At 70.4% G+C, this 13,700-nt stretch carries 12 protein-coding genes; 4 read left to right on the forward strand and 8 right to left on the reverse strand.

What is annotated here, in order from left to right; genetic code table 11:
• The first annotated feature begins 126 nt into the window (after positions 1-126).
• Positions 127-828, forward strand: a complete 702-nt coding sequence (locus tag ACFVDM_RS35320) for a transglycosylase SLT domain-containing protein (protein ID WP_383650435.1) — start codon at positions 127-129, stop codon at positions 826-828.
• Positions 829-960: 132 nt separating this feature from the next.
• Positions 961-2,355, forward strand: a complete 1,395-nt coding sequence (locus ACFVDM_RS35325) for an AI-2E family transporter (RefSeq protein WP_383650437.1) — start codon at positions 961-963, stop codon at positions 2,353-2,355.
• Positions 2,356-2,430: 75 nt separating this feature from the next.
• On the opposite strand, the gene ACFVDM_RS35330 is transcribed toward ACFVDM_RS35325, so the two are convergent.
• Both ACFVDM_RS35330 and ACFVDM_RS35335 read right to left on the reverse strand, forming a co-directional pair.
• Positions 2,431-2,964, reverse strand: coding sequence for an alkyl hydroperoxide reductase (locus tag ACFVDM_RS35330; RefSeq protein WP_383650440.1), 534 nt, complete (start codon positions 2,962-2,964; stop codon positions 2,431-2,433).
• Positions 2,965-2,976: 12 nt separating this feature from the next.
• Positions 2,977-3,531: a peroxiredoxin gene (locus ACFVDM_RS35335; protein ID WP_164636257.1), complete on the reverse strand. Its 555-nt coding sequence runs from the start codon at positions 3,529-3,531 to the stop codon at positions 2,977-2,979.
• A 132-nt stretch (positions 3,532-3,663) separates the two neighbouring features.
• Here ACFVDM_RS35335 and ACFVDM_RS35340 point away from each other — a divergent pair, with 132 nt between their 5' ends.
• On the forward strand, positions 3,664-4,629 hold the full coding sequence (locus ACFVDM_RS35340; protein WP_383650443.1) for a hydrogen peroxide-inducible genes activator: 966 nt from the start codon (positions 3,664-3,666) through the stop codon (positions 4,627-4,629).
• A 30-nt stretch (positions 4,630-4,659) separates the two neighbouring features.
• On the opposite strand, the gene ACFVDM_RS35345 is transcribed toward ACFVDM_RS35340, so the two are convergent.
• From ACFVDM_RS35345 to ACFVDM_RS35365, 5 genes are all read right to left on the reverse strand, one after another.
• Positions 4,660-7,050 carry an ABC transporter permease gene (locus ACFVDM_RS35345; RefSeq protein ID WP_383650445.1) on the reverse strand — a complete coding sequence of 797 codons (2,391 nt, stop codon included), beginning with the start codon at positions 7,048-7,050 and terminating at the stop codon, positions 4,660-4,662.
• Positions 7,047-7,733 (reverse strand): ABC transporter ATP-binding protein, encoded by a 687-nt coding sequence (locus tag ACFVDM_RS35350; RefSeq protein WP_383650447.1) that lies wholly within the window; start codon positions 7,731-7,733, stop codon positions 7,047-7,049. Before ACFVDM_RS35350 ends, ACFVDM_RS35345 begins: the two co-directional genes overlap by 4 nt.
• Complete coding sequence (locus ACFVDM_RS35355; protein ID WP_383650450.1) at positions 7,730-8,254, reverse strand: PadR family transcriptional regulator; 525 nt, start codon at positions 8,252-8,254, stop codon at positions 7,730-7,732. The genes ACFVDM_RS35350 and ACFVDM_RS35355 overlap by 4 nt, the downstream gene beginning before the upstream one ends.
• Before the next feature lie 94 nt (positions 8,255-8,348).
• Positions 8,349-8,627: a hypothetical protein gene (locus ACFVDM_RS35360; protein ID WP_383650454.1), complete on the reverse strand. Its 279-nt coding sequence runs from the start codon at positions 8,625-8,627 to the stop codon at positions 8,349-8,351.
• Positions 8,624-9,595, reverse strand: coding sequence for an SPFH domain-containing protein (locus ACFVDM_RS35365; RefSeq protein WP_383650456.1), 972 nt, complete (start codon positions 9,593-9,595; stop codon positions 8,624-8,626). Before ACFVDM_RS35365 ends, ACFVDM_RS35360 begins: the two co-directional genes overlap by 4 nt.
• Before the next feature lie 221 nt (positions 9,596-9,816).
• Between ACFVDM_RS35365 and ACFVDM_RS35370 the strand changes: the two genes are divergently transcribed.
• On the forward strand, positions 9,817-12,114 hold the full coding sequence (locus ACFVDM_RS35370) for a transglycosylase domain-containing protein (RefSeq protein ID WP_383650458.1): 2,298 nt from the start codon (positions 9,817-9,819) through the stop codon (positions 12,112-12,114).
• A 91-nt stretch (positions 12,115-12,205) separates the two neighbouring features.
• Here the strand turns inward: ACFVDM_RS35370 and ACFVDM_RS35375 are convergent, their stop codons facing one another.
• Positions 12,206-13,672 (reverse strand): catalase, encoded by a 1,467-nt coding sequence (locus ACFVDM_RS35375; RefSeq protein WP_383650460.1) that lies wholly within the window; start codon positions 13,670-13,672, stop codon positions 12,206-12,208.
• Between the last annotated feature and the right edge of the window lie 28 nt (positions 13,673-13,700).

The raw sequence follows: 13,700 nt of genomic DNA on the forward strand, positions 1-13,700 counted from the left end.
CGCTCCCTCCGGGGAGTCGCCCACCGGGCCCGTGCCTCCCGTGACCCAAGCAGTAGGGAGGCCAGTGCCAGGGGCACGATTGCGCCCGCGAGGTCACCTAAGCGGGCGATGCTGGAAGGACACCGTGTGAGCCGGATTTCGGTCCGGGGGTTCGCCGTGGCATCCGCCACCGCGGTCACCACCGTAGGCGCCGTCGTCGGCGTTGCGTCGGGCAGCACTCCCGCTGCCGATGACAACAACTTCGAGGCGACCGCAGCCGACACCACGCTGCTCGCAGACATCCCCGCGGGCCAGCAGGCCCAGGTGCAGACCGCTTCCCTGACGCAGCAGGCCGACGCCCAGGCGTCCGCGGCCGACGCGGCGGCGAAGAAGTCCGCCGAGGAATCCGCCCGTGTGCAGGCCGCCAAGGACGCCAAGTCCAAGAAGGCGGCGGCCGAGGAGAAGCTGGAGAAGGACCGGAAGGCCAAGGAGGACGCCGAGCGCGCCAGCCGGTCCTCCGTCCGCAGCGCCTCCTCGTTCGCCTCCCAGGGCTCGTACACCGTGGCCGAAGTCCAGGCGATGGCCCGCCAGATGATCCCCGGCGACCAGTTCCAGTGCTTCAGCAACATCGTGAACCACGAGTCGAGCTGGAACTACCGGGCGAGCAACCCGTCCTCCGGTGCCTACGGTCTCGTCCAGGCGCTGCCGGGCTCCAAGATGGCGTCCGCCGGTGCCGACTGGCAGACCAACCCGGCCACCCAGATCAAGTGGGGCCTCAACTACATGGACAGCCGCTACGGCAGCCCGTGCGGTGCCTGGTCCTTCTGGCAGGCCAACCACTGGTACTAGGAACCCCGCGAGGTTCCGCTCTCAACCTCACGAAGCCCCTCACCGTCCTACGGTGAGGGGCTTCGCGCGTGTACGGTCGGGGAGCCGTTCCCGGGGAGCGGTGGGGAGAGCGGACGGGGGTAGAGGAACCGAATGTCGAAACTGCCGGGGTGGCTCGGACAACTGGGTGCGGAACTGACCAGGCTGGGGGAGCGCCTGGAGGAACGGCGGGCCGAGGACGAGGACGTGACCCCGTCCGGCGGACTGTCCGATCCCGGACCGCCGCCCGCGAAGGCCGCCGTCGCCGCCGACACCGTGCCGCCGCCGCCCGCGTACGCCCCCGCCGTCACGGCACGCCCCGATCCGGTCGCCGCCATTCCCTGGGGGATGCGCGTCGCGGCCGAGGCGGGCTGGCGGCTGCTCGTCCTCGCCGGCACGCTCTGGGTGCTGATGCGGGTCATCAGCGCGGTGCAGCTGGTGGTGCTGGCCTTCGTCGCCGCGCTGCTCGTCACCGCGATGCTCCAGCCGACCGTCGCCCGGCTCAGACGCTACGGTCTGCCGCGCGGCCTGGCCACCGCGGTCACCGCGGTCCTGGGCTTCGTCATCATGGGCCTGGTCGGCTGGTTCGTGGTCTGGCAGGTCATGGACAACATCGACACCCTCTCCGACAAGGTGCGGACCGGGATCGACGATCTGAAGAACTGGCTGCTGGACAGCCCGTTCCATGTGACCGACAAACAGATCAACGACATCGCGAAGAACCTCAGCGACACGGTCGGCACCAACACCGAGGCGATCACCTCCGCCGGGCTCCAGGGCGTCACCGTCATGGTGGAGATCCTCACCGGGATGCTGCTGGCGATGTTCTCCACGCTCTTCCTGCTCTACGACGGCAAGCGCATCTGGCACTGGGTGCTCAAACTGGTCCCCGCCCAGGCCCGGCCGGGCGTCGCCGGGGCCGGACCGCGTGCCTGGCGGACCCTCACCGCCTATGTGCGCGGCACCGTCATAGTCGCGCTGATCGACGCGATCTTCATCGGGCTCGGGATCTACTTCCTCAATGTGCCGATGGCCGTGCCGCTGGCCGTGTTCATCTTCCTGTTCGCCTTCATCCCGCTCGTCGGGGCGGTGGTCTCCGGGGCGCTCGCGGTGGTCGTCGCGCTGGTCACCGAGGGCGTCTTCACGGCCCTGATGGTGCTCGTGGTGGTCCTGGCGGTGCAGCAGATCGAGGGCCACATCCTCCAGCCGTTCATCCTGGGACGCGCGGTGCGGGTGCATCCGCTGGCCGTGGTGCTCTCCGTCGCCGCCGGCGGCATGATCGCCGGAATCGGCGGCGCGGTCGTCGCCGTCCCGCTGGTCGCCGTCACCAACACCGTGGTCGGCTATCTGCGGGCGTACGGGCAGGAGGAGGCGCTGCGCAACTCGCCGCCGCCGCACGGCGCCACGGCCCTGGACACGGCTCCCACCCCGGCGCCCGGCTCGCCGCCCGAGGACATCGACGACGGCAGCGACGAGGAGCCCGCGGCGGAGCCGCCGAAGGCGCGCTGAGCCGACCCGCGCGGACGACGGAGAGGGGCCCCGGACGGTCGGTCGTCCGGGGCCCCTCTCCTGTACGGGGTACTGCTATTCGGCGAGCACGCCCTCGGCGTCGAGGGTCACGCCGACCGCGTGGATCACCGCGGCGATCTTGACGGCCTCCTGGACCGTCTCGCGGTCCACGCCGGCCTTGCGGAGCACCTGCTCGTGCGAGTCCAGGCACTGGCCGCAGCCGTTGATCGCGGAGACGGCGAGCGACCACAGCTCGAAGTCGACCTTCTCCACGCCCGGCTTGCCGATCACGTTCATCCGCAGACCGGCCCGGAGGTTGCCGTACTCCGGGTCCGACAGCAGGTGCCGGGTCCGGTAGAACACGTTGTTCATCGCCATGATGGCGGCGGCCGACTTCGCGGCGGTGTACGCCTCCGCGGAGAGGTTGGCCTTCGCCTCCGGCTCCAGCTCCCGGAGCACCTTCGGCGAGCGCGAGGCGATCGCGCAGGCCAGGACGGTGCCCCAGAGCTGCTGCTGCGGGAGTTCGCTGTTGCCGATGACCGAGCCCAGGTTGAGCTTCAGGTCCTTGGCGAAGTCCGGTATGGCGGACTTGAGTGCGTCGAGAGCCATGGTCGGATCAGCTCACTCGCCCGAGAGGAGCGCGACCGGGTCGAGGGTGTTCTCGCCCTTGGTCCAGTTGCACGGGCACAGCTCGTCGGTCTGCAGGGCGTCGAGGACCCGCAGGACCTCCTTGGGGTTACGGCCCACGGAACCGGCGGTCACCATCGTGAACTGGATCTCGTTGTTCGGGTCGACGATGAAGACGGCGCGCTGCGCGAAGCCGTCCTCGCCCTCGATGCCGAGGTCGCGCATCAGCTCGTGCTTCGAGTCGGCCATCATCGGGAAGGGCAGGTCGGTCAGGTCCGGGTGGTCCTTGCGCCAGGCGTGGTGCACGAACTCGGAGTCACCGGAGAAGCCGAGGATCTGCGCGTCACGGTCGGCGAACTCGTCGTTCAGCTTGCCGAACGCGGCGATCTCGGTGGGGCACACGAAGGTGAAGTCCTTCGGCCACGCGAAGACGACCTTCCACTGACCCTCGTAGGTCTTGTGGTTGATCTGCTCGAACTCCTTGCCGCTCTCCAGCGAGACACAAGCGGTCAGGTCGAACTCGGGGAACTTGTCACCGACAGTGAGCACGCGCTCTCCTTGCAGCGTAGGAAGACCCTTTTTGGGGGACTTCCTGAGGGTTGGACGGTCTCCACCTTGGCACAGAGTGCATTGATCGCGGAAATAGCTACACTCGGTCGTGATGATCGGAGGTGCCTATCAGTGGCCCAGTCCATACCGGGCAACCGGCCCAAACAACCCAGCCTCTCGCAGCTGCGCGCCTTCGCGGCCGTGGCGGAGCATCTGCACTTCCGGGACGCGGCGGCATCGATCGGGATGAGTCAGCCCGCGCTCTCCGGCGCCGTCTCCGCGCTGGAGGAGGCACTGGGTGTCCAGCTCATCGAGCGTACGACGCGCAAGGTGCTGCTCTCGCCGGCCGGCGAACGGCTCGCGGTGCGGGCACGGGCGGTGCTGGCCTGCGTCGGTGAGCTGATGGAGGAGGCCGAGGCGGTCCGCGCACCCTTCACCGGGGTGCTCCGGCTCGGCGTCATCCCCACCGTCGCCCCGTATCTGCTGCCCACCGTGCTGCGCCTGGTCCACGAGCGCTACCCGGACCTCGACCTCCAGGTGCACGAGGAGCAGACCGCCTCGCTGCTGGAGGGGCTGGCCGCCGGGCGGCTCGATCTGCTGTTGCTCGCCGTCCCGCTCGGCGCGCCCGGCGTCACCGAACTCCCGCTCTTCGACGAGGACTTCGTCCTGGTCATGGAGCGCGACCACTGGCTCGGCGGCCGGCAGGACATACCGCGCGAGGCCCTGCGGGAACTGCCGCTGCTCCTGCTCGACGAGGGGCACTGCCTGCGCGACCAGGCGCTCGACATCTGCCGCGAGGCCGGACGCACCGAGGGAGCCCCGGTCACCACGACCGCCGCAGGGCTCTCCACCCTGGTGCAGCTGGTCGCCGGCGGGCTCGGGGTGACGCTGCTGCCGCGCACCGCCGTGACCGTGGAGACCGGCCGCAACGAGGCCCTGGTCACCGCGTACTTCGCCGACCCGGCGCCCGCGCGGCGGGTGGCCCTGGGGATGCGGACGGGGACCGCCCGGCACGAGGAGTTCGAGGAGTTCGCCGCGGCGCTGCGCGAGGCGATGACGGCCCTGCCGGTCCGCGTGGCGACGGCCGGCCGGAGCTGAACCGGGCTCCGGCCGGCTGTCGCGCCGGGACTACTCGCTGCGCAGCCCGTCGGGCCGCATCAGACGCCACAGCACCGGCAGCGACAACAGCGTGACCAGCAGGATGAGTGCCCCGCCCACCCCCGCCATCGGCAGGAACAGGAACCATTCGGACACCTGCTTGTCCACCATCCAGCACAGCGTCGCGCCCAGCGCCAGACCGCCGGCCACGGCCACCACCAGCCCGATGGCCACCGGGATCGCGGTCTGCCACAGCACCGACCAGGCGAGCGTGGACCGGCGGGTGCCGAAGGCGACCAGCACCGACAGCAGCCGCTTGCGCTCGCGCAACTGCTCCAGCTGGGAGACCAGCATCGACGCGGCGATCAGCAGCATGGTCGCGGTCGCGCCGACCTGGAGGCCGGTCTGGATGCTGGCGTACTGCCGGTCGCGCTCCACCGAGTTGAGCGTGACCAGCCGCATCCCCGGGTCGAGCCGCGCGGCGGTGTTGCGGACGTACTCCGCGGCCTCCGGGACGCTCTCGTCGACGCGGACCTGGACGATGGTCCGGGCCCCCGGCAGGGTCCGTGCGTCGATCGCCCCGGGCGTCACCAGGATGCCCGAGCGCTCCTCGCCGTACGGATCGGTCCGGGCGGGGACGGTGCGGGCGTCGGCCGGCAGCGTCCAGTGCAGCGGCTTGCCCGAACCGTAGCTGTCGAATTCGAGGACCTTGCCCTTGCGGGCGGTCTGGTCCACCCAGCCGGCCTGTTCCTTGTCCTTGGGGTGCGAGACGAAGGTGTCGCCGTCCCGGCAGGAGGTGATCCGGGCCAGTTCGAGCAGCGTCGCGCAGTCGCCGACGGTGAACGAGGTGGTGGGCTGGATGTCGTCGTCGCCGTACTTCCCGGGTTTGGTGGCGAACGCCTCGACCGTGCCGATCACCTTGGTGACGCCCCGGGTGGCCCGGAACTCCTTGATGGAGCGCAGGGCGGCGTCTCCGCGGACGATCTCGGAGGCCGCGTAGAACTGGGCGCGGGACGGGTCCTGGCCGGTGATCTTGTTGAAGTCGTCGTTCATCGCCGCGAACAGCATCTGGAGCGCCACCGCACCGGCCACCGCGACGGTGACGCCGCTGACCGCGCGGGAGGCCGCACCGCTGCTCAGCTGGAGCCGGCGGGTGGCCAGCTGCCAGGGCACCGGACCGCCGCGCAGCCGTCCGGCCAGGGCGTCGACCAGCCACGGCAGCAGCAGGGCCAGCCCGACCAGGACCAGCACCGCGCCCCCGGCGACCGGGTACGGATTGACCGGGCCGTACTCCTCGACCTTGCCGTTGACGACGAAGACCCCGATCCCGGCGACCGGCAGGGCCAGCCGCCACCAGATCCGGCGCCCCCGGCTGCGGCCGTTGCGGACGACGCCGAGCGGTTCGATGACCACCGAGCGCATCGCCGTCAGGGTGACGAGCACGGCGGTGAGCGGGACCGCGACCGCGATCAACAGCGCGAGCCGGGTGTCGGGGGAGAGGTCGGACGGGAAGACGCTGGCGTCCCAGACCTCGACGCGGTCGACGTACTCACGGCCCACCGTGAACAGCAGCACCCCGATCAGCAGACCGAGCGCCGAGCCGAACAGCGCCTCGCCCGCGGCGATCCGGCGCGTCGAGCGGATGTCCGTCCCGACCAGGCGCAGCGCGGCGAGCCGGCGGTCGCGGCGGTCGCCGCCGAAGCGCACGGCGGTGGCGATGAAGATGGCCACGGGGGCCAGCAGCACCACGCAGACCATGATGCTCAGCACGATGAGGATCGGCGGCATCGGATCGGAGGGGCCGGGGTTGCCGTAGCCGGAGATCCGGTGGCCGCCCGACGCCCCCGTCAGGGTGTCGCTGCCGGCGTAGAACCACAGCTCGCCCGGTGAGCGCAGGCCCGACTGGGAGATCGTGCCGGTCACCTCGTACGGCAGCCGTTCCCTGAGCAGCTTGTTGCCCGGGTCGTCCAGGAGCCTGCCGAGGGCGGGGGAGACCACCATCGTGCCGGGGGCGGGGAAGGCGCGGACGCCCGGCGGGACGACCGGACGGGCGCCGTCGGCGCGCATCAGGAAGCCGGTGATCGAGCGGTCGTGGTACTCGGTGCTGGCCTCGATCCGCAGGACCGAGGTGTCCGACTTCTTCGCCTGGGCGTCCGGGGACTCCGAGATCCTCGTCTCGGAGCGGGCCTGGTCGCGGGCGGAGCGCTCGTCCAGCATGTGCGGTACGGAGGCGGCGGTGAGCAGCAGGGCCACGCCCAGGCCCACGCCGAGCCCGGTGAGCAGGGTGCGTATCCAGCCCTCGCGTCCGCCGCCGGCGGCGAAGCGGATGCCGAGCCAGAGATCGCGCAGCACCACGGGGACGCGGGTGGGGCGCTCCGGGGCCGAGGGGGTGGTGGTCCGGGACCGGTCGAGCAGGGTCATCCGGTGTGCTCCAGATCGAGGGCGCGGCCGTCGCGGACCGTGATGTCACGGTCCGAGTAGGCGGCGACACGGGCCTCGTGGGTCACCAGGACCACGGCCACGTGGGCGGAGCGGGCGGCGTCGGTGAGCAGCTGCATGACGCGTTCGCCGTTGAGGGAGTCCAGGGCGCCGGTCGGCTCGTCCGCGAAGATCACCTTCGGGGAGGCGGCGAGCGCGCGGGCCACGGCGACCCGCTGGCCCTGGCCGCCGGAGACCTCGCCGGGGCGCTTGTCGCCGATGGTGTCGACCTCCAGGCGCTCCATCCACTCCAGGGCGGTGCGTTCGGCGGCCTTGCGGCGGGTGCCGTTCAGCCGCAGCGGCAGGGCCACGTTCTCCACGCAGGTCAGCTCGGGGACGAGCTGGCCGAACTGGAAGACGAAGCCGAAATCGCTGCGGCGCAGGGCGCTGCGCTCGGCGTCGGAGAGCGCGGACAGCTCGCGGCCGGCGTAGGTGATGGTGCCGGAGTCCGGGGTGATGATCCCGGCCAGGCAGTGCAGCAGGGTGGACTTGCCGGAGCCGGAGGGGCCCATCACGGCGACGACCTCACCGGGGTGGACGGAGAACGAGGCCCCGTCGAGCGCGGGGGTCGAGCCGTAGGTCTTGCGCAGATCGCGGGCGCTGAGCAGGGAGCCGTCGGGAATCACGGGGCCACCACCTTCCGGAGCTGGCCCAGCCGGGCCGCGGTCAGTTCCAGCCAGCGCAGATCGGCTTCCAGGTGGAACAGCGCGTGGTCGCAGATCAGCTGGTCGGCCAGATCGCCCTTGCGCTTGCGGTCGGTGAGGATGCGCATCAGACGCAGGTGCTCGGAGCGCTGGGCGTCGAGCACGTCGGCCGCGTTGCGGCCGGTGAGCATGGCCAGGACGACCTTGGTGTACAGGGTCGACTGGAGGTACGGTTCCGGCTTCTCGGGCTGCGCGAGCCAGGTGGCGACATCGGTGATCCCGGCGTCGGTGATGGCGTAGCGCTTGCGTTCCGGGCCGCCGTCGGTCTCCACGCCGTCGACCTCGACGAGGCCGTTCTTCAGGAGCCGGGACATCGTCGAATAGACCTGCCCGTAGTGCAGGGGGCGGTCGTGCCCGAACTTCTCGTCGAAGGTCCGCTTGAGGTCGTAACCGTGGCGGGGCCCGGACTCCAGGAGCCCGAGCAGGGTGTGGCCGATAGACATGGGGAGGACTGTACACCGTGTGTATACCTGCCATGTATACCGAGGGGCGGGGGCCGTCCGGCCCCCGTCGGGCCGGCCGGCGCCCCGCGTCGGGTCAGTCCCGGCCGGGGGCCTCCCGGTCCGGGGGCTCCGGCTCCGGGCGCTTCGGCGGGCGGCCCCGGCGCGCGATCGGCGCCGCGCCGCCGGGGAGCCGGCCGGCCTCGGCGAGCGCCCGCCGCAGCAGGAACTCGATCTGCGCGTTGGCGCTGCGCAGTTCGTCCGAGGCCCAGCGGGCCAGCGCGTCGTGCACCGCCGGGTCCAGCCGCAGCAGCATCTGCTTGCGCCGCTGCGGCCCGGACGGCGGCGCGGGGCGCCGCGGGGGCTCGTCGGTCACTGGTAGAGCGTGCCCGTGTTGAGGACCGGCTGCGCCGCCCGGTCGCCGCACAGCACCACCATGAGGTTGCTCACCATGGCCGCCTTGCGCTCGGAGTCCAGCTCGACGATGTCCTGCTCGGCGATCCGGGTGAGCGCCATCTCGACCATGCCGACCGCGCCCTCGACGATCTGCTGACGGGCCGCCACGACCGCCCCGGCCTGCTGGCGCTGGAGCATCGCGGAGGCGATCTCGGGGGCGTACGCGAGGTGGCTGAAGCGGGACTCGATGATCCGGACCCCGGCGGCCTGCACCCGGGCGGTCAGCTCGGCGGCCAGCTTCTCGGTGATCTCCTCGGCGTTGCCCCGGAGCGAGAGGCCGCCCTCCTCGTGGGCGTCGTACGGGTACTCCAGGGCGATGTGCCGGACGGCGGACTCGGTCTGGGTGGCGACGAACTCCAGGAAGTCGTCGACCTCGAAGAGCGCCTGGGCGGTGTCCTCGACCTTCCAGACCACGATCGCGGCCAGCTCGATCGGGTTGCCGTACGCGTCGTTCACCTTGAGGACCGCGGTCTCGTGGTTGCGGACCCGGGTGGAGATCTTCCGGCTGGAGGTCAGCGGGTTGACCCAGCGCAGACCGTCGGCGCGGATCGTGCCCACGTACCGGCCGAAGAGCTGGATCACCCGGGCCTCGCCCGGTGCGACCATCTTCACACCGCCCATGCAGAAGAACGAGGCGAGGGCGAGCAGGATGCCGAGCACGCACACCGGGATGCCCACGGCGTTGCTCCCGTTCGACCCGATGACCCCGCCGATGATCGCGAGGAAGACGCCGACGACCACGCCGATCACGGTCAGCAGCAGACCGAGGCCGCCGGGGATGCTGTGCGCCGGAACCTCGCGGACCTGCGGTTCCGGCATCTCGGGCGCATCCGGCGCGAGGTCGGCGGGAGAGGTGTCGGGCGTGTCGGGGTTGAGCGGACCGGTCATGGAATCCCCCGTTTCAGGTGGCTAGCCGTTCGCTAGCAATGTGATTACACATTAACGGTTCTCGCAACCCTGCGCACCTCTCGTGAGTCGGTTCCCTTGAGGACGGGTGCTGATTGTCACGTCCGGAAAATGCGGGATCGCTCGCATTTTCACCGTCCCGACGGTGTTAGCTGGCAGGTCCGAGCTGATCCGGTGAGCAGAGAAGCGGGAGCAATACAGCGATGGGTCGAGCGGATGCGCGACGAGCCCAGCGGCGCGGAGCGCGGCGGGCCGGGAGGAGCGGCGGCATACGCGGACTCTTCACCTGGAAGAAGATGCTGGGGACGGCCTTCGCCCTCTGCCTCATGGCCATGGGCGCCTTCGCCGTGCTCTACATGCTCGTGGACGTGCCCGAGGGCAACGCCCAGGCCAAGCTGCAGAGCAATATCTACAAGTACTCCGACGGCACCCTGCTGGCCAGGACGGGCGAGGTCAACCGGGAGATCGTCGACCTCGCGCAGGTGCCCAAGGAGGTCCAGATGACCTTCGTCGCCGCCGAGAACAAGTCCTTCTACCAGGACAAGGGCGTCGACTTCAAAGGCACCGCGCGCGGCCTGCTGAACACCCTCTCCGGCAAGGGCAAGCAGGGCGGTTCGACCATCACCCAGCAGTACGTCAAGAACTACTACCTGGACCAGGACCAGACGGTCACCCGCAAGCTCAAGGAACTGGTGATCTCGCTCAAGGTCGACCAGAAGAAGGGCAAGAAGGAGATCCTGGCCGGCTACATCAACACCAGCTACTACGGCCGGGGCGCCTACGGCATCCAGGCCGCGGCGCAGGCGTACTACAACAAGGACGCCAAGGACCTGAACGTCGCCGAGGGCGCCTACCTCGCCGCCCTGCTCCAGGCCCCCAGCCAGTACGACTGGGCCGTCGCCGGACCGCGCGGCAAGGCACTCGTCCAGGAGCGCTGGAACTACGTGCTGGACAACATGGTGGAGGAGGACTGGCTGGACGCGAGCATGCGCCGCGGCCTCAAGTTCCCCATCCCGAAGGAGCCCAGGCCCAGCAACGGCATCTCCGGTCAGAAGGGCTACATCGTCGAGGCCGCCCGGGACGCCGTGCTCAAGGAGACCGGCCTCACCCGCGACCAGTTCGACCTCGGCGGCTGGACCATCACGGTCAACATCGACAAGAAGAAGCAGGCGCAGCTGGAGAAGTCGGTCCAGACGCGGTTGAACGACAATCTCGACACCAAGAAGCGCAAGCTCGACCAGGACATCCAGGCCGGCGCGGTCTCCGTGGACCGCAAGAGCGGTGCGGTGGTCGCCCTGTACGGCGGGCGCGGCCAGAACGAGCACTGGGTGTCGAACGCCGAGCGCAAGGACTACCAGCCCGCCTCCACGTTCAAGCCCGTCATCCTGGCCGCCGCGCTCGACGAGGAGTCGGAGACCCAGGACGGGGAGCCGATCACCGCGAGCACCCGCTACGACGGCACCAGCAAGCGGCCCGTCGAGGGCATCGACCAGCACTTCGCCCCGGAGAACGAGGACGACCAGGACTACGGCCCGGTCACCGTCCAGACCGCGATGAACAAGTCCATCAACTCCGTCTTCGCGCAGATGGGCGTCGACGTCGGCATGGACAACGTGCTGGAGACCGCCGGAAAGCTCGGCATGGACGTGGAGAAGCTGGAGGCCGTGCCCGCGCAGACGCTGGGCTCCATGGGCGCCAGCCCGATGGCCATGGCCGGGGTCTACGCCACGCTCGACAACCACGGCAAGAAGGTCACCCCGCAGATCGTGAAATCGGCCGTGCACCAGGGCGACGACCCGGTGAAGATGCCCGCCGCCATCGGCGACCAGGTGATCAGCCGGCAGGCCGCGGACTCCGTGACCTCCGTGCTCACCGGTGTGGTCGACGACGGTACGGCCCAGCGCGCGGTGCGCGGTGCCGAGGGCCTGTCCGACCAGGACATCGCCGGCAAGACGGGAACCTCGGACGACAACAAGTCCGCCTGGTTCACCGGCTACACCCCGGACCTGGTCACCTCGGTCGGCCTCTTCGGCGAGGCCGCCTTCGCCCGGACCGACGACGACGGCAAGAAGATCCAGAAGGGCGCCCAGGTGACTCTGAAGGGCGCGGGCGGCGGCGGCCGGGTCAACGGCGGCGCCTTCCCGGCCGAGATCTGGGCGGACTACACCGCGAAGGCGATGGGCGCGTCCAGCGAGTTCGACCTCGACACCGACATGGGCGCCGCGGTCTCCCCGGAACCGGACACCAGCTCGCCGTCCGCGTCCACCTCGCCCTCGGACGACGCCTCCCCGTCCAACAGCCCGTCGCACACCCCGCCGGCCAGCACCCCGCCCACCCAGAGCCAGTCGCCCGCCTCCACCCCGCCCGCCAGTCCCACCGGTGACGCGACGAGCGAGCCGCCCACCCAGCCGTCGACCGAACCGGGGCCCTCGGACAGCCCCGAGCCTCCGCTGAAACCGGGCGACGACCGCCCGGAGAACGGCGACGCGGCGACCCGCTGACCGGGCGCACCGCACCGGAGACCCCGACGGGCGGGGTACGAGGCCACTCCTCGTACCCCGCCCGTCCGGCTGTCCGCGCCGCTCCGGCCGGTCAGCCGCCGACCTTCTTCGCGACCCGGTCGCCGAGGTCCCGGTCCACCTGGCGCCAGTACTGGAACGCCCGCTCCAGGACCGGCCGGCTCACCCCGTCCAGCAGATGGCCGGAAATATTCGCCACCAGCCGCTCGCGCGCCGCGTCGTCGAGGACCTCGCGCACCAGCGTGCCCGCCTGGCCCCAGTCGTCGTCGTCCCGGCGCAGCGTGTAGGCCTCGTGCACCATCTCGCCCGCCGAGGCCCAGCCCGCAGGCTCGCCGAAGCGCGCGGTGTCGGCCTCCGGACCGCCGTACGAGTTCGGCGCGTAGACCGCGCCCGTGCGCGACGGCTCGTACCGCATCGGGCCGTCCTTGGCGTACGAGTTCCGCCCGAAGCGCGGCCGGTTCGGTGGTAGCTGCGCGTAGTTCGGACCGATCCGGTAGCGGTGGGTGTCCGGGTACGAGAAGAGCCGGCCCAGCAGCATCTTGTCGGGCGACGGGCCGATGCCGGGCACCAGGTTCGACGGCTCGAAGGACGCCTGCTCGATGTGGACGAAGAAGTCCTCGGGGTTCTCGTTCAGCGTCATCCGGCCGACCTCGATCAGCGGGTAGTCGCCGTGCGGCCACACCTTCGTCAGATCGAAGGGGTTGAACCGGTAGTCCGGGGCGTCGTCGAACGGCATGACCTGGACGGAGAGCGTCCAGCTCGGGTGGTCGCCCCGCTTGATCGACTCGAACAGGTCCCGGCGGTGGACGTCCCCGTCGGTCCCGGCCATCGCGTCGGCCTCGTCCTGCGTGTAGAACTCGATGCCCTGGTCCGTCTTGAAGTGGTACTTCACCCAGAACCGCTCGCCGCCCGCGTTCACCCAGAGATAGGTGTGCGAGCTGAAGCCGTCCATGTGGCGGTACGTCTTCGGGATGCCCCGGTCGCCCATCAGCCAGGTCACCTGGTGGGCGCTCTCCGGGGAGAGCGTCCAGAAGTCCCACTGCATGTCGTGGTCGCGCACCCCGTTGTCCGGGCGGCGCTTCTGCGAGCGGATGAAGTCCTGGAACTTCATCGGGTCACGGACGAAGAAGACCGGCGTGTTGTTGCCGACCATGTCGTAGTTGCCGTGCTCGGTGTAGAACTTCAGCGCGAAGCCGCGCGGGTCGCGCCAGGTGTCGGGGGAGCCCTGCTCCCCGGCGACCGTCGAGAAACGGGCCAGCATCGCCGTCCGCTTGCCCGGCTGGAAGAGGTCGGCCTTGGTGAACTGGCTGACGTCGTTGGTCACCTCGAAGACGCCGTACGCGCCGGATCCCTTGGCGTGCACCACCCGTTCGGGGACCCGTTCCCGGTTGAACTGGGCCATCTTCTCGATCAGGTAGTGGTCCTGGAGCAGGATCGGCCCGTCGGGGCCGACGGTGAGCGAGTGTTCGTCGCTCTCCACCGGAATCCCTGCGTTGTTCGTGGTGTGGGCGGTGTTCTTGGTCCTGGGTTCCTCGGTCACCGGGCGCCTCCCGTCGGTGGGGTTTCGG

Source organism: Streptomyces sp. NPDC057682, assembly GCF_042799575.1.
GTDB lineage: Bacteria > Actinomycetota > Actinomycetes > Streptomycetales > Streptomycetaceae > Streptomyces.